Source organism: Actinomadura parmotrematis (genome assembly GCF_019458805.1).
Taxonomy (GTDB): Bacteria; Actinomycetota; Actinomycetes; order Streptosporangiales; family Streptosporangiaceae; genus Spirillospora; species Spirillospora parmotrematis.
In genome coordinates, this window is the sequence record NZ_JAIBOA010000014.1 from 209,237 (window position 1) to 228,677 (window position 19,441).

Consider the following 19,441-nt stretch of genomic DNA (forward strand, 5'->3'; position numbering starts at 1 on the left):
CTGGACGCCCGATGTCCGGGACGACGGCGTCGAAGGAGCCCACGATGACCGAGAATGACGGCGCGCAGGGTCCGCAGTGGCCGTCGCCCGATGACGACGGCGCCAAGGACGCGCCCGCCGAGGAGCGCGGGCAGCAGCCGCCCGGTCGCCCCCTGGGCGACCGCACGGTGGTGTTCGGCGCGCCGCAGCTCGGCGGCCGGCCCGGCCAGCAGCCGCCCGCGCCCCCGCAGCAGGAGGAGCGGTCCGGCGGGCAGGGCGAGCAGCAGCCCTGGCAGCAGACGCAGCCGTCGCAGCAGCCGGAGGAGCGGCCCGCGCCGCCGGCCGCCCCGCCGACGATGATCGAGCAGCCGATCGGCTCGCTCGGCCAGGAGCAGCCCGCCGCGCCGCCCTACCCGCAGCAGCCGTACGAGCAGCAGGGGCAGCACGCTCCCCAGCAGGAGCAGTACGGCCAGCAGGGTTACGGGCAGCAGCAGTACGGCCAGCAGCCTCCGCAGCAGCAGTACGGGCAGCAGCCCTACGAGCAGCAGCAGCAGTACGGGCAGCAGGGTTACGGGCAGCAGAGTCCCTACGACCAGCCCGGCTACGGCCAGGTCCCGCCCTCGCCCTACGGGCAGCAGGGCGACCAGCAGCAGTACGGCCAGGCCCAGCAGGGCCGGCAGCAGTACGGGCAGCCCGAGCAGCCGTACGGGCAGCAGCCCGAGCAGCAGCCGTCCTACGGGCAGCAGCCGCCGGCGGGTGACGCCGGCAACAACGAGCGCACGATGATCGTCCCCGGTCCCGGCCAGGAGGAGAAGCCGCGCCCGGCCGTGGACGACCAGGCGACGCTGCACTGGTCGCCCGGCACGGACGTGCCGGTCGCCTCCGGGCCCGAGCGCAAGCAGCCCGAGCCCTGGCAGGCGCCGAACCCGCCCGAGACGCCCGAACCGTGGTCGACCCCGGCGCAGGACCAGGGCGGCGACCACGAGCGCACCGTCACGGTCTCGCAGTCCGAGGCCGGCGGCTACCGGTCGCAGGACCCGCCCGCGTTCGGCGGCGCCGTGCCGCAGGCCGAGGACGCGCAGCCGACGCAGGCGTTCGACCCGTCGGCCCAGGCCCAGGGCAAGCACTCCGCGCAGGGCGTCCAGGGCGACCAGACGCGCCTGGACGTCGGCCAGCAGCAGTGGCAGGCCCCCGACCAGCAGGCGCAGAACCCGTACGGGCAGCAGGGCCAGAACCCCTACGGCCAGCAGGAGCAGTACGGCCAGCAGGGTCAGGGCCAGCAGCAGTACGGCCAGCAGCCGTACGGGCAGCAGGGCTTCGGCCAGCAGGGCGACCAGCAGCAGCAGTACGGCCAGGCCCAGCAGGGTTACGGGCAGCAGCAGTACGGCGGCCAGGACCAGCAGGGCCAGAACCCCTACGGCCAGCAGGGCCAGCACGGCCAGCAGCAGTACGGCCAGCAGCAGGGCTACGGGCAGCAGGGCGACCAGCAGCACTACGGCCAGGGCCAGCAGGGCCCGTACGGGCAGCAGCCCCAGCAGTACGGCGGCGCCTACAGCGCCGGCGGCGAGGGCGGCAAGGAGAAGGGCGGCAAGAACCTGGTCCTCATCACCGGGATCGTCGTCGCGGTCGTGGTGATCCTGGTGGTGCTCGCCGTTCTCTTCATGTAGCGGGCACGGCATGTAAACGGCGCGCCACGGCCCGTCCTGCGGAAGTCCCCCCGCGGGGCCCGCCGATACGGGAGAATGCCGGTGGGTGTTCCGTCGCGAGACGGAATATCCGCCGGCATTCCGTCGTTACGGGTCATGGGAACATGGCCCGCGAGGGTGATCCAGGGCTTGCGCCGGAGGGGGCCCGCGCGGTAGTGCGGTGCTCGCTTTGACCTTTGGCGTAGGGCTCGGTAATCTCTCTCCTTGTGCCCGTCCTGTACGGGCCGCTCTGCGTGCGCTCTGGCCGAACCCTCTGGTAGGGGGCCGGCGCCGCAATCACTCCCCGGCTTGATCTGGCCCTTTTGCGGGCTGGGCGGTCTGTGTCGCTCCCCGAGTGGACGACACGCCCGACCGCGTGGGTCGGAGAGGTCGGGAAACCGGCAGGTCACAGCCTCCCATGAGGTGGTGATGACGGGTCCCACGCAGGTGGAACCCAGGCAGAACAAGACTTACCGGCTCGGTATGAGGAAGACGGAGACGCGGTGCCCACGATCCAGCAGCTGGTCCGAAAGGGCCGCCAGGACAAGGTGACCAAGAACAAGACGCCTGCGCTGAAGGGCAGCCCCCAGCGCCGGGGTGTCTGCACGCGCGTCTACACGACGACGCCCAAGAAGCCGAACTCCGCGCTTCGCAAGGTCGCTCGTGTCCGGCTGACCAGCGGGATCGAGGTCACGGCCTACATCCCCGGCGTCGGACACAACCTGCAGGAGCACAGCATCGTGCTCGTGCGCGGCGGCCGAGTGAAGGACCTCCCGGGCGTTCGGTACAAGATCATCCGCGGCTCGCTCGACACCCAGGGTGTCCGCAACCGCAAGCAGGCGCGCAGCCGCTACGGCGCGAAGAAGGAGAAGTAATGCCGCGCAAGGGACCCGCTGGCAAGCGCCAGCTGATCGCGGACCCGGTGTACAACTCGCCGCTGGTGACTGCGCTGATCAACAAGATCCTCCTGGACGGCAAGCGCTCCATCGCGCAGTCCATCGTGTACGACGCCCTCGAGGGCGCCCGCGAGAAGACCGGCAACGACCCGGTCGTCACGCTGAAGCGCGCGCTCGACAACGTCAAGCCGACCCTGGAGGTCCGCAGCCGCCGCGTCGGTGGCGCGACCTACCAGGTCCCGGTGGAGGTGCGGCCGGCGCGCAGCACCACCCTCGCCCTCCGCTGGCTCGTGGTGTACGCCCGCCAGCGCCGCGAGAAGACCATGACCGAGCGCCTCATGAACGAGCTGCTCGACGCCAGCAACGGCCTCGGCGCATCCGTCAAGAAGCGCGAGGACACGCACAAGATGGCGGAGTCCAACAAGGCCTTCGCCCACTACCGCTGGTAACCCGGCGGATCGACGAACGACGAGAGACGACGCGAGGACACAGTGGCTACCAAAACCGGTGTAGACCTGGCCAAGGTCCGCAACATCGGGATCATGGCCCATATCGACGCTGGCAAGACCACGACGACTGAGCGCATCCTGTACTACACCGGGATGAGCTACAAGATCGGCGAGGTTCACGACGGCGCCGCGACCATGGACTGGATGGAGCAGGAGCAGGAGCGGGGCATCACCATCACCTCCGCGGCCACCACCTGCACCTGGCCGGTCGACGACGTCAAGCACACCATCAACATCATCGACACCCCCGGGCACGTCGACTTCACCGTCGAGGTGGAGCGGTCGCTGCGGGTGCTCGACGGCGCGGTCGCGGTGTTCGACGGCGTCGCCGGTGTGGAGCCGCAGTCCGAGACCGTGTGGCGCCAGGCCGACCGGTACAACGTGCCCCGCATCTGCTTCGTCAACAAGCTGGACCGGGTCGGCGCGGAGTTCCACCGCTGCGTCGACATGATCATCGACCGCCTCCAGGCGACCCCGCTGGTCATGCAGCTCCCGATCGGCGCCGAGGCCGACTTCAAGGGCGTCATCGACCTCGTGACGATGAAGGCCCTGGTCTGGAACGAGGAGGCCAAGCTCGGCGAGATGTACGACACCGTCGACATCCCCGAGACGCACGCCGACACCGCCCGCGAGTGGCGCGACAAGCTGATCGAGACGCTGGCCGAGGCCGACGACGAGATCATGGAGATGTACCTGGAGGGCAACGAGCCCACCGTGGAGCAGCTCTACCCGGCGATCCGCCGCGCCACCATCGCCGCCGCGGTGAACCCGGTGCTGTGCGGCACGGCGTTCAAGAACAAGGGCGTGCAGCCCCTGCTCGACGCGATCGTGCGCTACCTCCCCTCCCCGCTGGACGTCGAGGCCATCGACGGCCACGCCGTCCGCAACGAGGAGGAGACGCTCACCCGCAAGCCGAGCGAGGACGAGCCGTTCTCGGCGCTGGCGTTCAAGATCGCTTCTGACCCGCACCTGGGCAAGCTGACCTTCGTCCGCGTCTACTCCGGCGTGCTGGAGTCCGGGTCGACCGTCATGAACTCCGTCAAGGAGCGCAAGGAGCGGATCGGCAAGATCTACCGGATGCACGCCAACAAGCGCGAGGAGATCGAGCGCGTGGGCGCCGGCGACATCGTCGCCGTCATGGGTCTGAAGCAGACCACCACGGGCGAGACGCTGAGCGACGAGAAGTCCCCCATCGTCCTCGAGTCGATGAACTTCCCGGCGCCGGTCATCCACGTGGCGATCGAGCCGAAGACCAAGGCCGACCAGCAGAAGCTGGGCACCGCGATCCAGCGCCTGGCCGAGGAGGACCCCTCCTTCCAGGTGCGCACCGACGAGGAGACCGGCCAGACCGTGATCTCCGGCATGGGCGAACTCCACCTGGAGATCCTCGTCGACCGGATGAAGCGCGAGTTCAAGGTCGACGCCAACGTCGGCAAGCCGCAGGTGGCCTACCGCGAGACGATCACCCGCAAGGTCGAGAAGGTCGAGTACACCCACAAGAAGCAGACGGGTGGCTCCGGCCAGTTCGGCCGAGTGATCATCGACATGGAGCCGCTCGGCGACGGCAACGACGGCTACGAGTTCGTCAACAAGGTCACCGGTGGCCGCATCCCCCGGGAGTACATCCCGTCGGTGGACGCCGGCTGCCAGGAGGCCGCCGAGTTCGGCGTCCTCGCCGGCTACCCGATGGTGGGCGTCAAGGTCACCCTTCAGGACGGCGCCTACCACGAGGTCGACTCCTCGGAGATGGCGTTCAAGGTCGCCGGGTCGATGGCCTTCAAGGAGGCCGCCCGCAAGGCCGGGGCGACCATCCTGGAGCCGATGATGGCGGTCGAGGTCACCACGCCCGAGGAGAACATGGGCGACGTGATCGGCGACATCAACAGCCGTCGCGGCCAGATCCAGTCCATGGACGAGCGCGCGGGCATGCGCGTCGTCAAGGGCCTGGTCCCGCTGTCGGAGATGTTCGGCTACGTCGGCGACCTGCGCAGCAAGACGCAGGGCCGGGCCGTCTTCACGATGCAGTTCGATTCCTACGCCGAGGTTCCGTCGAACGTCGCGCAGGAGATCATCTCCAAGGCCCGGGGCGAGTAGCGCCGGCCTGCCCGACCTTCCAGGTCACCTGACGTACATCGAAGCGGTCGGCACGCCGGCCGAGGATCGCAACAAGGAGCAACAGTGGCGAAGGCCAAGTTCGAGCGGACCAAGCCGCACGTGAACATCGGCACCATCGGGCACATCGACCACGGTAAGACCACCCTTACCGCGGCGATCACCAAGGTGCTGCACGACGCGTACCCGGACATCAACCCCTTCACGCCGTTCGAGGACATCGACAAGGCGCCGGAGGAGCGCGAGCGCGGTATCACCATCTCCATCGCGCACGTCGAGTACCAGACCGAGTCGCGTCACTACGCCCACGTGGACTGCCCGGGCCACGCGGACTACATCAAGAACATGATCACCGGTGCCGCCCAGATGGACGGCGCGATCCTGGTCGTGGCCGCCACCGACGGCCCGATGCCGCAGACCAAGGAGCACGTGCTCCTGGCCCGCCAGGTCGGCGTGCCCTACATCGTCGTCGCGCTGAACAAGTGCGACATGGTGGACGACGAGGAGATCCTGGAGCTCGTCGAGCTCGAGGTCCGCGAGCTGCTCTCCGAGTACGAGTTCCCCGGCGACGACGTCCCGGTCGTCCGCGTCTCCGCCTTCCAGGCGCTGCAGGGCGACGAGAAGTGGGGCCAGTCCATCCTGGAGCTCATGGCCGCCGTGGACGAGAACGTCCCCGAGCCGGTCCGCGACACCGACAAGCCCTTCCTGATGCCGGTCGAGGACGTCTTCTCGATCACCGGTCGCGGCACCGTCGTGACCGGCCGCATCGAGCGCGGCGTGGTCAACGTCAACGAGGAAGTCGAGATCATCGGCATCAAGGACACGGCGACCAAGACCACGGTCACCGGTGTCGAGATGTTCCGCAAGCTCCTCGACCAGGGCCAGGCGGGCGACAACGTCGGCCTCCTGCTCCGCGGCATCAAGCGCGAGGACGTCGAGCGCGGCCAGTGCATCATCAAGCCGGGCACCAACACCCCGCACACCGAGTTCGAGGCGCAGGTCTACATCCTGTCCAAGGACGAGGGCGGCCGGCACACGCCGTTCTTCAACAACTACCGCCCGCAGTTCTACTTCCGGACCACGGACGTGACCGGCGTGGTGAACCTCCCCGAGGGCACCGAGATGGTCATGCCGGGCGACAACACCGAGATGCGCGTCGAGCTGATCCAGCCCATCGCCATGGAGGACGGTCTGAAGTTCGCCATCCGCGAGGGTGGCCGGACGGTCGGCGCGGGTCGCGTCACCAAGATCCTCAAGTAGCACCCCTCCTCGGGCGGGGCGGCCAAGCACTGCCAGCGAGCACCTTGGCCGCCCCGTTCCGAGACCAGATCAGTAACAGCGGCACTACCAGCAAAGGACACCGAGGCCACCATGGCGGGACAGAAGATCCGCATCCGGCTCAAGGCCTACGACCACGAGGTCATCGACACCTCCGCGAAGAAGATCGTTGAGACGGTGACGCGGACGGGCGCCAAGGTCGCGGGCCCGGTGCCGCTGCCGACCGAGAAGAACGTGTACTGCGTCATCCGCTCGCCGCACAAGTACAAGGACAGCCGCGAGCACTTCGAGATGCGCACGCACAAGCGCCTCATCGACATCATCGACCCGACGCCGAAGACCGTCGACTCGCTGATGCGGCTCGACCTTCCGGCCGGCGTTGACATCGAGATCAAGCTCTAAGGGACGCATCCGACATGAGTACGCAGAGGAAGGGCGTCCTGGGCGAGAAGCTCGGCATGACCCAGGTCTTCGACGATGAGGGCCGGATCGTTCCGGTGACCGTCGTCCAGGCCGGGCCGTGTGTCGTCACCCAGCTCCGCTCCCAGGAGACCGACGGCTACACCGCCGTCCAGATCGGCTACGGCCAGATCGACCCGCGCAAGGTGAACAAGCCGGAGTCCGGCCACTTCGCCAAGGCGGGCGTCACGCCGCGCCGGTACCTGGTCGAGCTCCGCGCCGACGACACCACCGGGTACGAACTCGGCCAGGAGATCACCGTCGAGGTGTTCGCGGCCGGCCAGAAGATCGACGTGACCGGCACCAGCAAGGGCAAGGGCACCGCCGGTGTCATGAAGCGCCACGGCTTCAAGGGCCTCAGCGCCTCCCACGGCACCCAGCGCAAGCACCGCTCGCCGGGCTCGATCGGCGGCTGCGCGACCCCCGGTCGCGTGTTCAAGGGCCTGCGCATGGCCGGCCGCCACGGCAACGCCCGCACCACCGTGCAGAACCTGACGGTGCACGCCATCGACACCGACAAGAACCTGCTCCTGATCAAGGGCGCGGTTCCCGGTCCGAACGGCGGCGTCGTCCTCGTCCGCGACGCAGTGAAGGGGACGGGCAAGTGACCTCCAAGCTCGACATCGACCTGCCCGCCGAGATCTTCGACGCGAAGACCAGCGTGCCGCTGATCCACCAGGTCGTGGTGGCGCAGCAGGCCGCGGCGCGCCAGGGCACGCACTCCGCCAAGACGCGGGGCGAGGTGTCCGGCGGTGGCAAGAAGCCCTACCGCCAGAAGGGCACCGGTCGCGCCCGCCAGGGCTCGACCCGCGCCCCGCAGTTCGCCGGCGGTGGCACCGTGCACGGCCCGCAGCCGCGGGACTACACGCAGAAGACGCCGAAGAAGATGAAGGCGGCCGCCCTCCGCGGCGCCCTGTCCGACCGCGCCCGGTTCGGCCGGGTGCACGTCGTGGACGGCCTGATCGACGGCGACACCCCGAAGACGAAGACGGCGCTGGCCGCGCTGCGCGGCATCACCGAGGCGCGCCGCGTCCTGCTGGTCCTGGACCGCGAGGACGAGGTCACCTGGCGCAGCCTGCGCAACGAGGCCAGCGTGCACGTCATCGTCTCCGACCAGCTCAACACCTACGACGTGCTGGTGAACGACGACGTGGTCTTCACGCAGAAGGCCTACGACGAGTTCGTCGCGCGCGCGAAGAAGAAGTGAGGAGGGACAGTAATGGCTAGGATCGCTGACCCCCGTGACATCATCCTCGCGCCGGTCGTCTCGGAGAAGAGCTACGGGCTGCTGGACGAGGGCAAGTACACCTTCCTCGTCCGCACCGACGCCAACAAGACCCAGATCAAGCAGGCGGTCGAGTCGGTGTTCGGGGTGAAGGTGGCGAACGTCAACACCATCAACCGGCCCGGCAAGCGCAAGCGCACGCGCTTCGGCTACGGCAAGCGCAAGGACACCAAGCGCGCGATCGTCAGCCTGGCCGAGGGCGAGTCGCCGATCGACATCTTCGGCAACCAGGGCTGACGCCCGGCTGACCGGAGCAGACAAGGGATGAACGAATAAGATGGGCATCCGTAAGTACAAGCCGACGACCCCGGGCCGTCGCGGCTCCAGCGTCGCGGACTTCGTCGAGGTCACGCGCCGCGAGCCGGAGAAGTCGCTGCTGCGTCCCCTCCCGAAGAAGGGCGGCCGCAACAACCACGGCCGCATCACCACCCGGCACCAGGGCGGTGGCCACAAGCGCGCCTACCGCGTGATCGACTTCCGTCGGCACGACAAGGACGGCGTGCCGGCCAAGGTCGCGCACATCGAGTACGACCCGAACCGCACCGCGCGCATCGCGCTGCTGCACTACGCCGACGGCGAGAAGCGCTACATCCTCGCGCCGCACGGCCTGAAGCAGGGCGCCCGCGTCGAGAACGGGCCGGGCTCGGACATCAAGCCGGGCAACTGCCTGCCGCTGCGCAACATCCCGACGGGTACCGTCGTGCACGCCATCGAGCTGAAGCCCGGCGGCGGCGCGAAGATCGCCCGCTCGGCCGGCGCCGGCGTGCAGCTCCTCGCCAAGGAGGGCAAGTACGCCACGCTGCGCATGCCCTCCGGCGAGATGCGCATGGTCGACGTCCGCTGCCGCGCGACGGTCGGCGAGGTCGGCAACGCCGAGCAGTCGAACATCAACTGGGGCAAGGCCGGCCGCATGCGGTGGAAGGGCAAGCGCCCGACCGTCCGCGGTGTCGCCATGAACCCGATCGACCACCCGCACGGTGGTGGTGAGGGCAAGACCAGTGGTGGTCGTCACCCGGTGAACCCGAACGGCAAGAAGGAAGGCCGTACTCGCCAGGCGAACAAGTCGAGCGACCGGCTGATCGTCCGTCGTCGCAGCAAGAAGAAGCGGTAGGAGTCGCTCGTCATGCCACGTAGCCTCAAGAAGGGCCCCTTCGTGGACGACCACCTCGCCAAGAAGGTGGACGTCCAGAACGAGAAGGGCACCAAGAACGTCATCAAGACGTGGTCCCGGCGCTCCATGATCGTGCCGGACATGATCGGTCACACGATCGCCGTGCACGACGGCCGCAAGCACGTGCCGGTGTTCATCACCGACGCGATGGTGGGTCACAAGCTCGGCGAGTTCGCGCCGACCCGCACCTTCCGCAGCCACGTCAAGGAAGACCGCCGCAGCCGTCGCGGCTAGAGCAGGCAGATACGGCCCGCAGGGAATAGCGGGGCCGTGCTGAACGTAGGAGAGAGGGAACAGCGATGGAAGCCAGGGCCCAGGCGCGGTTCATCCGCGTCACGCCCAGGAAGGCCCGCCGCGTGGTGGACCTCATCCGCGGCCTGCCTGCCGCGGAGGCTCAGGCGGTGCTGCGGTTCGCCCCCCAGGCTGCGAGTGAGCCGGTGGGCAAGGTGCTGGCGAGTGCCATCGCCAACGCCGAGCACAACTTCAAGCTCGACACCGGCTCGCTCGTGGTGAGCCGCGCATGGGTCGACGAGGGTCCGACGCTCAAGCGTTTCCGCCCCCGCGCCCAGGGTCGTGCTTACCGCATCAACAAGCGCACCAGCCACATCACCGTGGTCGTGGAGTCGCGGGACGAGGCCACGGCCTCGGCCGGCGGTAAGAAGACGAGGAGGACCCGGTAGTGGGTCAGAAGATCAACCCGCACGGGTTCCGGCTCGGGATCACCACCGACCACAAGTCCGTGTGGTTCGCGGAGAAGCTGTACAAGGACTACGTCAAGGAAGACGTCCAGATCCGGCGCATGCTGCAGAAGGGCATGGATCGGGCGGGCATCTCCAAGGTCGAGATCGAGCGCACCCGCGACCGCGTCGAGGTGAACATCCACACCGCGCGCCCGGGCATCGTCATCGGCCGCCGCGGCGCCGAGGCCGAGCGCCTCCGGGGCGACCTGGAGAAGCTCACCGGCAAGCAGGTCCGGCTGAACATCCTCGAGGTCAAGAACCCCGAGATCGACGCGCAGCTCGTCGCGCAGGGCGTGGCCGAGCAGCTGTCCAGCCGCGTCGCGTTCCGCCGCGCCATGCGCAAGGCGATCCAGTCCGCGATGAAGTCCGGCGCCAAGGGCATCAAGGTCCAGTGCGGCGGCCGCCTCGGCGGCGCCGAGATGTCGCGGTCGGAGTTCTACCGCGAGGGCCAGGTCCCGCTGCACACGCTGCGCGCCGACATCGACTACGGGTTCTACGAGGCCCGCACGACGTTCGGCCGCATCGGCGTCAAGGTGTGGATCTACAAGGGCGAGGCCGCGGCGACGCGCGCCGAGCGCGAGGCCAAGGCCGCGCAGCAGCGCGCCGCCGGCGGCGGCCGCGGTGACCGTGACCGTCGCGGCGGTGGCGGCGGCGGCGAGCGTCGCGGTGGCGGCGGCAACCGCGGTGGACGCGGTGGCGGCGGCGGCCGCGGCGGCGAGCGCGGTGGCGCCCGCCAGCAGCAGCAGAGCAGCGAGCAGCCGGCCCAGGCTCAGGCCCCGGCCACCGAGGCTGCTCCGAGTGGTGAGGGGAGCTGACGTCCGATGCTGATCCCTCGTAAGGTCAAGCACCGCAAGCAGCACCACCCGAAGCGGTCGGGCAAGGCCAAGGGCGGCACCCGCGTCACGTTCGGCGAGTACGGCATCCAGGCGGTCGAGGCCGCCTACGTGACGAACCGCCAGATCGAGGCCGCGCGTATCGCGATGACCCGTCACATCAAGCGTGGCGGCAAGGTCTGGATCAACATCTTCCCGGACCGCCCGCTGACCAAGAAGCCCGCCGAGACCCGCATGGGCTCCGGCAAGGGCTCGGTCGAGTGGTGGGTGGCGAACGTGAAGCCGGGCCGCGTGATGTTCGAGATCTCCTACCCGAACGAGCAGGTCGCTCGGGAGGCGCTCACCCGCGCGATCCACAAACTGCCCATGAAGTGCAAGATCGTTACGCGAGAGGTGGGTGAGTCCTGATGGCCAAGGGTCTTACCGCCGACGACCTGCGGACCGAGCCCGAGGACGTGCTGGTCGAGAAGCTGAAGGAGGCGAAGGTCGAGCTGTTCAACCTCCGCTTCCAGGCCGCGACCGGCCAGCTGGAGAGCCACGGGCGGCTGCGCACCGTCAAGCGCGAGATCGCTCGCATCTACACCGTGATGAACGAGCGGGCGCTCGGCATCGTCACGGTCGCCGACGACGACGCGAAGGACGAGAGCTGATGAGCGAGCAGACCGAGCAGCGGCCCACCCGCAAGATCCTCGAGGGCCTGGTGGTCAGCGACAAGATGGACAAGACCGTGGTCGTGTCCGTCGAGGACCGCGTGACGCACCGCCGGTACCACAAGGTCATCCGCCGCACCACCAAGTACAAGGCGCACGACGAGGCCAACGAGTGTGGCATCGGCGACCGCGTCCGTCTCATGGAGACCCGGCCGCTGTCGGCCAGCAAGCGCTGGCGCGTGGTCGAGGTCCTCGAGAAGGCCAAGTAGAGCCGAGCAGGTTCTGCGCGGCGCCCCGCGCCGCAGTCAATGAAGAACTGGTTCCACCAGGCTCAACGGAGTCGCTCCGTGGAGAACCGGTGTGACGAACAGGAGATGTTGTGATCCAGCAGGAGTCGCGACTCAAGGTCGCCGACAACACCGGTGCGAAGGAGATCCTTTGCATCCGTGTTCTCGGCGGCTCGGGTCGGCGCTACGCGGGAGTCGGCGACGTCATCGTCGCGACGGTGAAGGACGCCCTTCCCGGCGCCGGCGTGAAGAAGGGTGACGTCGTCAAGGCGGTCGTCGTGCGCACCCGCAAGGAGCGCCGGCGTCCGGACGGCTCCTACATCCGCTTCGACGAGAACGCGGCCGTCCTGATCAAGGACGGCGGCGACCCCCGCGGCACCCGTATCTTCGGCCCGGTGGGCCGCGAGCTGCGCGAGAAGAAGTTCATGCGGATCATCTCGCTGGCTCCGGAGGTGCTGTGATGAAGATCAAGAAGGGCGACGAGGTCATCGTCATCGCCGGCAAGTCCAAGGGCGCCACCGGCAAGGTGCTGCGCGTGGACGTGCGCAACGACCGGGTGGTCGTCGAGGGCGCGAACCTCATCACCAAGAACATCAAGGCCGACGCCCAGCGTGCCGGCAAGGAGAGCGGCCGGGTCACCGTCGAGGCGCCCCTGCACATCAGCAACGTGGCCCTCGTCGAGGACGGCAAGCCCGTCCGCGTCGGCGTCCGCGTGAACGATGACGGCTCCAAGACCCGGATCTCGCGCCGCACCGGCAAGGAGATCTGAGATGACCGAGACCGCCACCGAGCGCCCCGTTCCGCAGCCCCGGCTGAAGCTTCGCTACCGCGAAGAGATCCGCCAGGCGATGAACGAGCAGTTCGGCTACGCCAACGTGATGCAGATCCCCGGGCTGACCAAGATCGTGGTCAACATGGGTGTCGGCGACGCGGCCAAGGACGCCAAGCTGATCGAGGGCGCCGTCCGCGACCTGACCAACATCACCGGTCAGAAGCCGGCCGTGAACCGCGCCAAGAAGTCCATCGCCCAGTTCAAGCTGCGCGAGGGCATGCCGATCGGCGCCCACGTGACGCTGCGCGGCGACCGGATGTGGGAGTTCCTGGACCGCCTGCTGGCGACCGCGCTCCCGCGCATCCGCGACTTCCGCGGCCTGTCGCCGAAGCAGTTCGACGGCAACGGCAACTACACCTTCGGCCTGGTCGAGCAGGTCATGTTCCACGAGGTGGACCCCGACAAGGTGGACCGCCAGCGGGGCATGGACATCACCGTGGTGACGACCGCCAAGACCGACGACGAGGGCCGGGCGCTCCTGAAGCTCCTGGGCTTCCCCTTCAAGGAAGCCTGAGCTTCCATCGGCGGCCCTCCGGGGCCGAGGATCGCAACAAGGAGAACTAGAGCATGGCGAAGAAGTCGCTGATCGCCAAGGCCGCTCGCAAGCCCAAGTTCGGCGTCCGCGCGTACACTCGTTGCTCGCGCTGCGGCCGTCCGCGCTCCGTCTACCGGAAGTTCGGCCTCTGCCGTGTCTGCTTCCGCGAGATGGCGCACCGGGGCGAGCTGCCCGGCATCACCAAGTCCAGCTGGTAGGACCGCGCCCCCCGAGCGGGGGCGCGGCCTCCCGGCCCAGTAATAACCACCGGGCACCTGTCGAAGGTGCCCATGACCGCGCCACAGGTCCCACCGTGGAAACCGTGGCGAGGGAGGGCCTGTAGGCCATGACGATGACCGACCCGATCGCAGACATGCTGACGCGTCTGCGTAACGCGAATTCGGCGTACCACGACAGCGTGGGCATGCCGTACTCGAAGATCAAGGCGCACATCGCCGAGATCCTCCAGCAGGAGGGCTACATCTCGGGCTGGAGCGTGGAGGACGCCGAGGTCGGCAAGAAGCTCCTCATCGAGCTCAAGTTCGGCCCGACCCGTGAGCGCTCCATCGCCGGCATCAAGCGCGTCTCGAAGCCGGGTCTGCGGGTGTACGCGAAGAAGGACAACCTGCCGAAGGTCCTGGGCGGACTGGGCGTCGCGATCATCTCGACGTCCTCCGGCCTGATGACCGACCGGCAGGCCGGCAAGCGCGGCGTGGGCGGCGAAGTCCTCGCCTACGTCTGGTAGAGGGGAGGGTACGGAACATGTCTCGCATTGGACGACTCCCCGTTACCGTGCCCAGCGGCGTCGACGTCAAGGTCGACGGCCGTGAGGTCACCGTCAAGGGGCCGAAGGGCACGCTGTCGCACACCGTCGCGGAGCCCATCGAGGTTCACTTCGAGGACGGCACGCTCACCGTGTCGCGCCCGAACGACGTCAACACCGTGCGCGCGCTGCACGGCCTGTCGCGGGCGCTGCTCGCGAACATGGTCGAGGGCGTGACCAACGGCTACAGCAAGACGCTGGAGATCCGCGGCGTGGGCTACACCGCCCAGGCCAAGGGCCCGTCGGCGGTCGAGCTGAAGCTCGGTTACAGCCACTCGATCAACTACACGGCGCCCGAGGGCATCACCCTGCGCGTCGAGGTCGTGCGACGGGACCAGATCAACGCTCTGATCCACGTGGACGGCATCGACAAGCAGCAGGTCGGCGAGGTCGCCGCCAACATCCGCAAGTTCCGCAAGCCCGACGTCTACAAGGGCAAGGGCGTGCGGTACCAGGGCGAGCAGGTCCGCCGCAAGGTCGGAAAGGCTGGTAAGTAGTCATGGCAGGCACCAAGACCCTGGCCGGCAAGGCCACGTCGGCGCGGGCCAAGTCCCGCAAGCGCCGGCACCTGCGGGTCCGCAAGAAGGTCGTCGGCAGCGCCGCGCGGCCGCGCCTGGTCGTGACCCGCAGCACCCGGCACCTGTTCGTCCAGGTCATCGACGACAGCAAGGGCCACACGCTGGCCTACGCGTCGACCATGGAGGCCGACCTGCGCGCCGACGACGGCGACAAGACGGCCAAGTCCCGCCGGGTCGGCGCGCTCGTCGCCGAGCGGGCGAAGGAGGCCGGCGTCTCGGCGGTGGTCTTCGACCGTGGCGGCAACAAGTACCACGGCCGCATCGCCGCCCTGGCGGACGGTGCGCGCGAGGGCGGGCTGGAGTTCTGATGATCCAGACCCACATCACCAACGAGATGAGGAACCACTGATGGCAGCGCAGAGGCGTGGTGGCGGTCAGGGTGGCGACCGTCGCGACGGCCGCCGCGACGACCGTCGTGGTGGCGCCGACAAGGGCCAGTCGTACATCGAGAAGGTCGTCGCGATCAACCGCGTCGCCAAGGTCGTGAAGGGCGGTCGTCGCTTCAGCTTCACCGCCCTGGTGATCGTCGGCGACGGCAACGGGACCGTGGGCGTCGGGTACGGCAAGGCCAAGGAAGTCCCCGCGGCGATCGCCAAGGGCGTCGAAGAGGCCAAGAAGCACTTCTTCAAGGTGCCGCGCATCCAGGGCACCATCCCGCACACCGTGCAGGGCGAGGCCGCGGCCGGCGTCGTGCTGCTCCGCCCGGCGTCCCCCGGTACCGGCGTCATCGCCGGCGGCCCGGTGCGCGCCGTGCTGGAGTGCGCGGGCATCCACGACGTGCTGAGCAAGTCGCTCGGCACCGACAACGCGATCAACATCGTGCACGCCACGGTGGCGGGGCTGAAGTCCCTGAAGCGTCCCGAGGAGATCGCGGCCAAGCGCGGCCTGCCGATCGAGGACGTCGCGCCGGCCGCCATGCTGCGGGCGCGCGCCGCCGGCAGCGAGCCGCGGGCGGAGGCCGCCTCGTCATGAGCAACCTGAAGATCACGCAGATCAAGTCCGTGATCAGCGAGAAGCAGAACCAGCGTGACACGCTGCGGACGCTGGGCCTCAAGAAGATCGGTCAGAGCACCGTGCGCGAGGACAACCGGCAGATCCGCGGCATGATCCGGACGGTGGCCCACCTGGTCGCCGTCGAGGAGGTCGACTGACATGGCGGACGCTACTGAGGGCGCCCCCCTGAAGGTGCACGACCTGCGTCCGGCCCCCGGCGCCAACAAGGCCAAGACCCGCAAGGGCCGCGGCGAGGCGTCCAAGGGCAAGACCGCCGGTCGCGGCACCAAGGGCACCAAGGCCCGCAACACCGTGCCGGTCGGGTTCGAGGGCGGCCAGATGCCCCTGATCCGCCGGCTGCCGAAGCTCAAGGGCTTCAAGAACCCCAACCGGGTGGAGTTCCAGGTCGTGAACCTGGACAAGCTCGGCGCGCTCTACCCCGAGGGCGGCGAGGTCACCGCCGCGGACCTGGCGGCCAAGGGCGCGGTGCGCCGCGGCAAGCCGGTGAAGGTCCTCGGCACCGGCGAGATCTCCGTCGCGGTGCAGGTGAAGGTGCACGCCTTCTCCGGCTCCGCCAAGGAGAAGATCGTGGCCGCCGGCGGCAGCGCCGACGAGCTGTAGCGGGACCGAAGCGAGACGCCCGGCCGGGCTCACCGGCCGGGCGTCTCGCTTTTCCGCGCCCGGCGCGCGGGGCGGCCGCCGAGGACGGCTCGGGGCTTTTCGTGGCGTGTCGGACCTATCGGCCGCCGCCGGCGCCCCGCCCCGGGTAAGGTGGTGCACCGAGGATTCCAGGGCGCAGGACGCCGGTCCCCGCAGGGGATGACCCGGGCGCGTGCCCGCCTTGACCGCCGCCGTGGTATCGGTATGGCGTTTTCCGTCGCGGGGCAGGATAGAGTGTCGGCTCGGGCGTGTTGTCTGCCCGCCCGACCCATGGATAGCTGACCCCGGATCGACTCTGCCGCATCACAGTGCAGGTCCGCAGGAGGAATGGTGCTGACTGCGTTCGCTCGGGCTTTCCGTACGCCTGACCTGCGTAAGAAACTGTTGTTCACGCTCTTCATCATCATCGTGTTCCGGATCGGCTCGATGCTCCCGGCGCCCGGCGTGAACTACAAGGTCCTGGCGGACACCGCCAAGGCGGCCAAGCAGAGCAACCAGCTCTACGGCCTCGTCGACCTGTTCAGCGGTGGTGCGCTGCTCAAGTTGTCGATCTTCGCGCTGGGCATCATGCCCTACATCACCGCGAGCATCATCCTGCAGCTGCTGACGGTGGTGATCCCGCGGCTGGAGGCCCTGAAGAAGGAGGGCCAGGCCGGCACCACGAAGATCACCCAGTACACCCGGTACCTGACCATCGGGCTGGCGATCCTGCAGGCGACCGGCATCGTGGCGATGGCCTCCACCGGGCAGCTGTTCAGCGGCCTGGCGAGCGGTGGCGACATCCTCTACGACGACGGCATCTTCTCGATCGTCACGATCGTCGTCACCATGGTGGCCGGCACCGCCGTCATCATGTGGCTGGGCGAGCTCATCACCGACCGCGGCGTCGGCAACGGCATGTCCATCCTGATCTTCACGCAGGTGGTCGCGGTCTTCCCGGCGCAGTTCTGGGGCATCTACCAGGGCCAGCCGTCGGACCGCCGGGCGTTCGTGTTCGCGCTCGTCATCCTCGTCGGCCTCGCCATCATGACCGGCGTGGTGTTCGTCGAGCAGGCGCAGCGCCGCATCCCGGTGCAGTACGCCAAGCGCATGGTGGGCCGCCGCATGTACGGCGGCACGTCCACCTACATCCCGCTGAAGGTGAACCAGGCCGGCATCATCCCGGTGATCTTCGCCTCGTCGCTGCTGTACCTGCCGGTGCTCGCCACCCAGCTGTGGCCGAACACCAAGTGGCTGCAGAAGGTCCAGCCCTACCTGCAGCAGGACAACCCGTGGCACATGGCGATCTTCTTCGTCTTCATCATCTTCTTCACGTACTTCTACGTCGCGATCACCTTCAACCCCACCGAGGTCGCCGACAACATGAAGAAGTATGGTGGGTTCATCCCAGGTATCCGTCCGGGCCGGCCGACCGCCGAGTACCTCGACTACGTGCTCACCCGGATCACCTCTCCCGGAGCGCTCTACCTGGGGCTCGTGGCGCTCATCCCGATGATCGCGTTCTCCCTGCTGAACACGACGAAGGACTTCCCCTTCGGCGGCACGAGCATCCTCATCATCGTCGGCGTGGGACTGGACACCGTGAAGCAGATCGAATCTCAGCTCCAGCAGCGCAACTACGAGGGCTTCCTCCGGTAGATGCGCATCGTTCTGGTCGGCCCCCCGGGTGCGGGCAAGGGGACTCAGGCCGCGTACATCGCCAAGCACCGGTCGATTCCGCAGATCTCGACCGGTGACATCTTCCGCGCCAACGTCAGCGGCGGCACCGAGCTCGGCCGTGCGGCCAAGGAGTACATGGACCGCGGCGACCTGGTGCCGGACGAGGTCACCATCGCCATGGTGCGCGACCGCCTCGGCCAGGACGACGCGCGGGAGGGCTTCCTGCTGGACGGCTTCCCGCGCAACGTCCCGCAGGCCGAGACGTTGAAGAAGATGCTCGCCGAGTGGGACCAGCGCCTCGACGTCGTGCTGGAGCTCGTCGTCGACGAGGACGAGGTGGTCCGCCGCCTGTCGGGCCGCCGCACCTGCAGCAAGTGCAGCAAGATCTGGCACGTCGACACCGACGCCGGGCGCGACGACGTCTGCGACGACTGCGGCGGCCGGCTGTACCAGCGCGACGACGATAAAGCGGAGGTCGTCCGGCACCGCCTGGAGGTCTACGCGGAACAAACGGCGCCGCTGGTGCAGTTCTATGCCGACGAGGGCCTTCTCGTCGCGGTCGAGGCGACGGGGCCCGTCGAGGAGGTCACCCGGCGCGCGCTGGACGCGCTCCGCCCGCTGGAGACGTGACCCCCGTCCCGGAACACCACTAGGGGAGTCACCGAATGTTCAGGCGGCGCAGGCCCGCGATCCAGATGAAGACGCCCGAGCAGATCGAGCTCATGCGTGCGGCCGGCCTGCTGGTCGGCCGCACGCTGGAGCTGCTCCGCTCGTCGGTGAAGCCGGGCGTCTCCACGCTCGACCTGGACCGGATCGCCGAGGAGCACATCCGCGACCATGGCGGCGTCCCGTCGTTCCTCGGCTACCACGGCTTCACCGGCACGATCTGCGCCTCGGTCAACGAGGAGATCGTGCACGGCATCCCGCGCGCCGACAAGATCCTGCGGGACGGGGACCTGGTCTCCCTGGACTGCGGTGCGATCGTGGACGGCTGGCACGGCGACGCGGCGATCACGGTGCCGGTGACCACGGCGACGCCCGCGCAGGCGAAGCTGCTGGAGGTCACCGAGACGTCCCTGTGGCACGGCCTGGCGGCCGGCGTCGCGGGGGCCCGCCTCACGGACATGTCGCACGCGATCGAGTCCTACATCCGCTCTCAGGGCCGCTACGGCATCGTCGAGGGCTACGGCGGGCACGGCATCGGCACCGAGATGCACATGGACCCGCTCATCCCGAACCACGGCGCGCCCGGCCACGGGCCGGAGCTGGAGGTCGGGATGTGCTTCGCGGTGGAGCCGATGGTGAACCTCGGCACCAAGGAGACCGAGGAGCTCGACGACGGCTGGACCGTCATCACCGCCGACGGCGCCTTCTCCGCCCACTTCGAGCACACCTTCGCCGTCACCGAAGACGGCCCGCGCGTGCTGACGGCCCTGGACGAGGGCCGCGAGCGCCTCGCCGACCTCCGCGTTTGAGC

The 19,441-nt window shown here is 68.7% G+C and carries 29 protein-coding genes; all 29 read left to right on the forward strand.

What is annotated here, in order from left to right; all coding sequences use genetic code 11:
- Nucleotides 1-44: 44 nt before the first annotated feature.
- The 29 genes from K1Y72_RS22470 (at nt 45) to map (ending at nt 19,439) form a co-directional block, all read left to right on the forward strand.
- Nucleotides 45-1,646 (forward strand): hypothetical protein, encoded by a 1,602-nt coding sequence (locus tag K1Y72_RS22470; protein ID WP_220168376.1) that lies wholly within the window; start codon nt 45-47, stop codon nt 1,644-1,646.
- 521 nt (nt 1,647-2,167) lie between these two features.
- The gene (gene rpsL, locus K1Y72_RS22475) at nt 2,168-2,539 is read left to right on the forward strand and encodes a 30S ribosomal protein S12 (protein WP_067832642.1); all 372 of its coding nucleotides are present in this window, start codon (nt 2,168-2,170) and stop codon (nt 2,537-2,539) included.
- Complete coding sequence (gene rpsG, locus K1Y72_RS22480; protein ID WP_021597494.1) at nt 2,539-3,009, forward strand: 30S ribosomal protein S7; 471 nt, start codon at nt 2,539-2,541, stop codon at nt 3,007-3,009. Before rpsL ends, rpsG begins: the two co-directional genes overlap by 1 nt.
- Before the next feature lie 42 nt (nt 3,010-3,051).
- Complete coding sequence (gene fusA / locus K1Y72_RS22485) at nt 3,052-5,163, forward strand: elongation factor G (RefSeq protein ID WP_220168377.1); 2,112 nt, start codon at nt 3,052-3,054, stop codon at nt 5,161-5,163.
- A gap of 84 nt (nt 5,164-5,247) precedes the next feature.
- On the forward strand, nt 5,248-6,441 hold the full coding sequence (gene tuf, locus K1Y72_RS22490; protein ID WP_220168378.1) for an elongation factor Tu: 1,194 nt from the start codon (nt 5,248-5,250) through the stop codon (nt 6,439-6,441).
- Nucleotides 6,442-6,552: 111 nt separating this feature from the next.
- A complete protein-coding gene (gene rpsJ, locus K1Y72_RS22495) occupies nt 6,553-6,861 on the forward strand; it encodes a 30S ribosomal protein S10 (RefSeq protein ID WP_018657599.1) in 309 nt (102 codons plus the stop codon).
- 14 nt (nt 6,862-6,875) lie between these two features.
- Nucleotides 6,876-7,526 carry a 50S ribosomal protein L3 gene (gene rplC / locus K1Y72_RS22500; RefSeq protein ID WP_220168379.1) on the forward strand — a complete coding sequence of 217 codons (651 nt, stop codon included), beginning with the start codon at nt 6,876-6,878 and terminating at the stop codon, nt 7,524-7,526.
- Nucleotides 7,523-8,125: a 50S ribosomal protein L4 gene (rplD, locus tag K1Y72_RS22505; protein WP_220168380.1), complete on the forward strand. Its 603-nt coding sequence runs from the start codon at nt 7,523-7,525 to the stop codon at nt 8,123-8,125. The genes rplC and rplD overlap by 4 nt, the downstream gene beginning before the upstream one ends.
- A gap of 12 nt (nt 8,126-8,137) precedes the next feature.
- Nucleotides 8,138-8,440, forward strand: a complete 303-nt coding sequence (gene rplW, locus K1Y72_RS22510) for a 50S ribosomal protein L23 (RefSeq protein WP_220168381.1) — start codon at nt 8,138-8,140, stop codon at nt 8,438-8,440.
- A gap of 40 nt (nt 8,441-8,480) precedes the next feature.
- The gene (rplB, locus tag K1Y72_RS22515; RefSeq protein ID WP_220168382.1) at nt 8,481-9,314 is read left to right on the forward strand and encodes a 50S ribosomal protein L2; all 834 of its coding nucleotides are present in this window, start codon (nt 8,481-8,483) and stop codon (nt 9,312-9,314) included.
- 12 nt (nt 9,315-9,326) lie between these two features.
- Nucleotides 9,327-9,608 carry a 30S ribosomal protein S19 gene (gene rpsS, locus K1Y72_RS22520; protein WP_220168383.1) on the forward strand — a complete coding sequence of 94 codons (282 nt, stop codon included), beginning with the start codon at nt 9,327-9,329 and terminating at the stop codon, nt 9,606-9,608.
- Between the two features lie 65 nt (nt 9,609-9,673).
- The gene (gene rplV / locus K1Y72_RS22525; RefSeq protein ID WP_220168384.1) at nt 9,674-10,054 is read left to right on the forward strand and encodes a 50S ribosomal protein L22; all 381 of its coding nucleotides are present in this window, start codon (nt 9,674-9,676) and stop codon (nt 10,052-10,054) included.
- On the forward strand, nt 10,054-10,929 hold the full coding sequence (gene rpsC / locus K1Y72_RS22530; RefSeq protein WP_220168385.1) for a 30S ribosomal protein S3: 876 nt from the start codon (nt 10,054-10,056) through the stop codon (nt 10,927-10,929). Before rplV ends, rpsC begins: the two co-directional genes overlap by 1 nt.
- Nucleotides 10,930-10,935: 6 nt before the next feature.
- A complete protein-coding gene (gene rplP, locus K1Y72_RS22535) occupies nt 10,936-11,355 on the forward strand; it encodes a 50S ribosomal protein L16 (RefSeq protein WP_220168386.1) in 420 nt (139 codons plus the stop codon).
- On the forward strand, nt 11,355-11,597 hold the full coding sequence (gene rpmC / locus K1Y72_RS22540; RefSeq protein WP_220168387.1) for a 50S ribosomal protein L29: 243 nt from the start codon (nt 11,355-11,357) through the stop codon (nt 11,595-11,597). Before rplP ends, rpmC begins: the two co-directional genes overlap by 1 nt.
- Nucleotides 11,597-11,866: a 30S ribosomal protein S17 gene (gene rpsQ, locus K1Y72_RS22545; RefSeq protein ID WP_220168388.1), complete on the forward strand. Its 270-nt coding sequence runs from the start codon at nt 11,597-11,599 to the stop codon at nt 11,864-11,866. The genes rpmC and rpsQ overlap by 1 nt, the downstream gene beginning before the upstream one ends.
- Nucleotides 11,867-11,976: 110 nt before the next feature.
- Nucleotides 11,977-12,345, forward strand: coding sequence for a 50S ribosomal protein L14 (rplN, locus tag K1Y72_RS22550; RefSeq protein ID WP_026414311.1), 369 nt, complete (start codon nt 11,977-11,979; stop codon nt 12,343-12,345).
- Nucleotides 12,345-12,653, forward strand: coding sequence for a 50S ribosomal protein L24 (gene rplX, locus K1Y72_RS22555; protein ID WP_220168389.1), 309 nt, complete (start codon nt 12,345-12,347; stop codon nt 12,651-12,653). The genes rplN and rplX overlap by 1 nt, the downstream gene beginning before the upstream one ends.
- Before the next feature lies 1 nt (nt 12,654).
- Nucleotides 12,655-13,230 carry a 50S ribosomal protein L5 gene (gene rplE / locus K1Y72_RS22560; RefSeq protein WP_220168390.1) on the forward strand — a complete coding sequence of 192 codons (576 nt, stop codon included), beginning with the start codon at nt 12,655-12,657 and terminating at the stop codon, nt 13,228-13,230.
- A gap of 53 nt (nt 13,231-13,283) precedes the next feature.
- The gene (locus tag K1Y72_RS22565; protein ID WP_018657585.1) at nt 13,284-13,469 is read left to right on the forward strand and encodes a type Z 30S ribosomal protein S14; all 186 of its coding nucleotides are present in this window, start codon (nt 13,284-13,286) and stop codon (nt 13,467-13,469) included.
- A gap of 128 nt (nt 13,470-13,597) precedes the next feature.
- Nucleotides 13,598-13,996, forward strand: coding sequence for a 30S ribosomal protein S8 (gene rpsH / locus K1Y72_RS22570; RefSeq protein WP_220168391.1), 399 nt, complete (start codon nt 13,598-13,600; stop codon nt 13,994-13,996).
- Nucleotides 13,997-14,013: 17 nt separating this feature from the next.
- Nucleotides 14,014-14,571 (forward strand): 50S ribosomal protein L6, encoded by a 558-nt coding sequence (gene rplF / locus K1Y72_RS22575; RefSeq protein ID WP_220168392.1) that lies wholly within the window; start codon nt 14,014-14,016, stop codon nt 14,569-14,571.
- A 2-nt stretch (nt 14,572-14,573) separates the two neighbouring features.
- Nucleotides 14,574-14,960 (forward strand): 50S ribosomal protein L18, encoded by a 387-nt coding sequence (rplR, locus tag K1Y72_RS22580; protein ID WP_220168393.1) that lies wholly within the window; start codon nt 14,574-14,576, stop codon nt 14,958-14,960.
- A gap of 40 nt (nt 14,961-15,000) precedes the next feature.
- A complete protein-coding gene (rpsE, locus tag K1Y72_RS22585; RefSeq protein ID WP_443611878.1) occupies nt 15,001-15,624 on the forward strand; it encodes a 30S ribosomal protein S5 in 624 nt (207 codons plus the stop codon).
- Complete coding sequence (gene rpmD / locus K1Y72_RS22590; RefSeq protein ID WP_220168394.1) at nt 15,621-15,803, forward strand: 50S ribosomal protein L30; 183 nt, start codon at nt 15,621-15,623, stop codon at nt 15,801-15,803. The genes rpsE and rpmD overlap by 4 nt, the downstream gene beginning before the upstream one ends.
- 1 nt (nt 15,804) lies before the next feature.
- Nucleotides 15,805-16,266, forward strand: a complete 462-nt coding sequence (gene rplO, locus K1Y72_RS22595; protein WP_220168395.1) for a 50S ribosomal protein L15 — start codon at nt 15,805-15,807, stop codon at nt 16,264-16,266.
- A gap of 369 nt (nt 16,267-16,635) precedes the next feature.
- Nucleotides 16,636-17,943 (forward strand): preprotein translocase subunit SecY, encoded by a 1,308-nt coding sequence (gene secY / locus K1Y72_RS22600; RefSeq protein WP_220168424.1) that lies wholly within the window; start codon nt 16,636-16,638, stop codon nt 17,941-17,943.
- The gene (locus tag K1Y72_RS22605; RefSeq protein WP_220168396.1) at nt 17,944-18,594 is read left to right on the forward strand and encodes an adenylate kinase; all 651 of its coding nucleotides are present in this window, start codon (nt 17,944-17,946) and stop codon (nt 18,592-18,594) included.
- Between the two features lie 35 nt (nt 18,595-18,629).
- Nucleotides 18,630-19,439 carry a type I methionyl aminopeptidase gene (gene map / locus K1Y72_RS22610; RefSeq protein WP_220168397.1) on the forward strand — a complete coding sequence of 270 codons (810 nt, stop codon included), beginning with the start codon at nt 18,630-18,632 and terminating at the stop codon, nt 19,437-19,439.
- Nucleotides 19,440-19,441 lie beyond the last annotated feature (2 nt).

Coding starts and splice junctions, on each gene's coding strand:
- K1Y72_RS22470 (WP_220168376.1), top strand. CDS start 45: ATGACCGAGAATGACGGCGCGCAGGGTCCGCAGTGGCCGTCGCCCGAT.
- rpsG (WP_021597494.1), top strand. CDS start 2,539: ATGCCGCGCAAGGGACCCGCTGGCAAGCGCCAGCTGATCGCGGACCCG.
- rpsJ (WP_018657599.1), top strand. CDS start 6,553: ATGGCGGGACAGAAGATCCGCATCCGGCTCAAGGCCTACGACCACGAG.
- rplC (WP_220168379.1), top strand. CDS start 6,876: ATGAGTACGCAGAGGAAGGGCGTCCTGGGCGAGAAGCTCGGCATGACC.
- rplW (WP_220168381.1), top strand. CDS start 8,138: ATGGCTAGGATCGCTGACCCCCGTGACATCATCCTCGCGCCGGTCGTC.
- rplB (WP_220168382.1), top strand. CDS start 8,481: ATGGGCATCCGTAAGTACAAGCCGACGACCCCGGGCCGTCGCGGCTCC.
- rpsS (WP_220168383.1), top strand. CDS start 9,327: ATGCCACGTAGCCTCAAGAAGGGCCCCTTCGTGGACGACCACCTCGCC.
- rplV (WP_220168384.1), top strand. CDS start 9,674: ATGGAAGCCAGGGCCCAGGCGCGGTTCATCCGCGTCACGCCCAGGAAG.
- rplP (WP_220168386.1), top strand. CDS start 10,936: ATGCTGATCCCTCGTAAGGTCAAGCACCGCAAGCAGCACCACCCGAAG.
- rpmC (WP_220168387.1), top strand. CDS start 11,355: ATGGCCAAGGGTCTTACCGCCGACGACCTGCGGACCGAGCCCGAGGAC.
- rpsQ (WP_220168388.1), top strand. CDS start 11,597: ATGAGCGAGCAGACCGAGCAGCGGCCCACCCGCAAGATCCTCGAGGGC.
- rplX (WP_220168389.1), top strand. CDS start 12,345: ATGAAGATCAAGAAGGGCGACGAGGTCATCGTCATCGCCGGCAAGTCC.
- rplE (WP_220168390.1), top strand. CDS start 12,655: ATGACCGAGACCGCCACCGAGCGCCCCGTTCCGCAGCCCCGGCTGAAG.
- K1Y72_RS22565 (WP_018657585.1), top strand. CDS start 13,284: ATGGCGAAGAAGTCGCTGATCGCCAAGGCCGCTCGCAAGCCCAAGTTC.
- rpsH (WP_220168391.1), top strand. CDS start 13,598: ATGACGATGACCGACCCGATCGCAGACATGCTGACGCGTCTGCGTAAC.
- rplF (WP_220168392.1), top strand. CDS start 14,014: ATGTCTCGCATTGGACGACTCCCCGTTACCGTGCCCAGCGGCGTCGAC.
- rplR (WP_220168393.1), top strand. CDS start 14,574: ATGGCAGGCACCAAGACCCTGGCCGGCAAGGCCACGTCGGCGCGGGCC.
- rpsE (WP_443611878.1), top strand. CDS start 15,001: ATGGCAGCGCAGAGGCGTGGTGGCGGTCAGGGTGGCGACCGTCGCGAC.
- rpmD (WP_220168394.1), top strand. CDS start 15,621: ATGAGCAACCTGAAGATCACGCAGATCAAGTCCGTGATCAGCGAGAAG.
- rplO (WP_220168395.1), top strand. CDS start 15,805: ATGGCGGACGCTACTGAGGGCGCCCCCCTGAAGGTGCACGACCTGCGT.
- K1Y72_RS22605 (WP_220168396.1), top strand. CDS start 17,944: ATGCGCATCGTTCTGGTCGGCCCCCCGGGTGCGGGCAAGGGGACTCAG.
- map (WP_220168397.1), top strand. CDS start 18,630: ATGTTCAGGCGGCGCAGGCCCGCGATCCAGATGAAGACGCCCGAGCAG.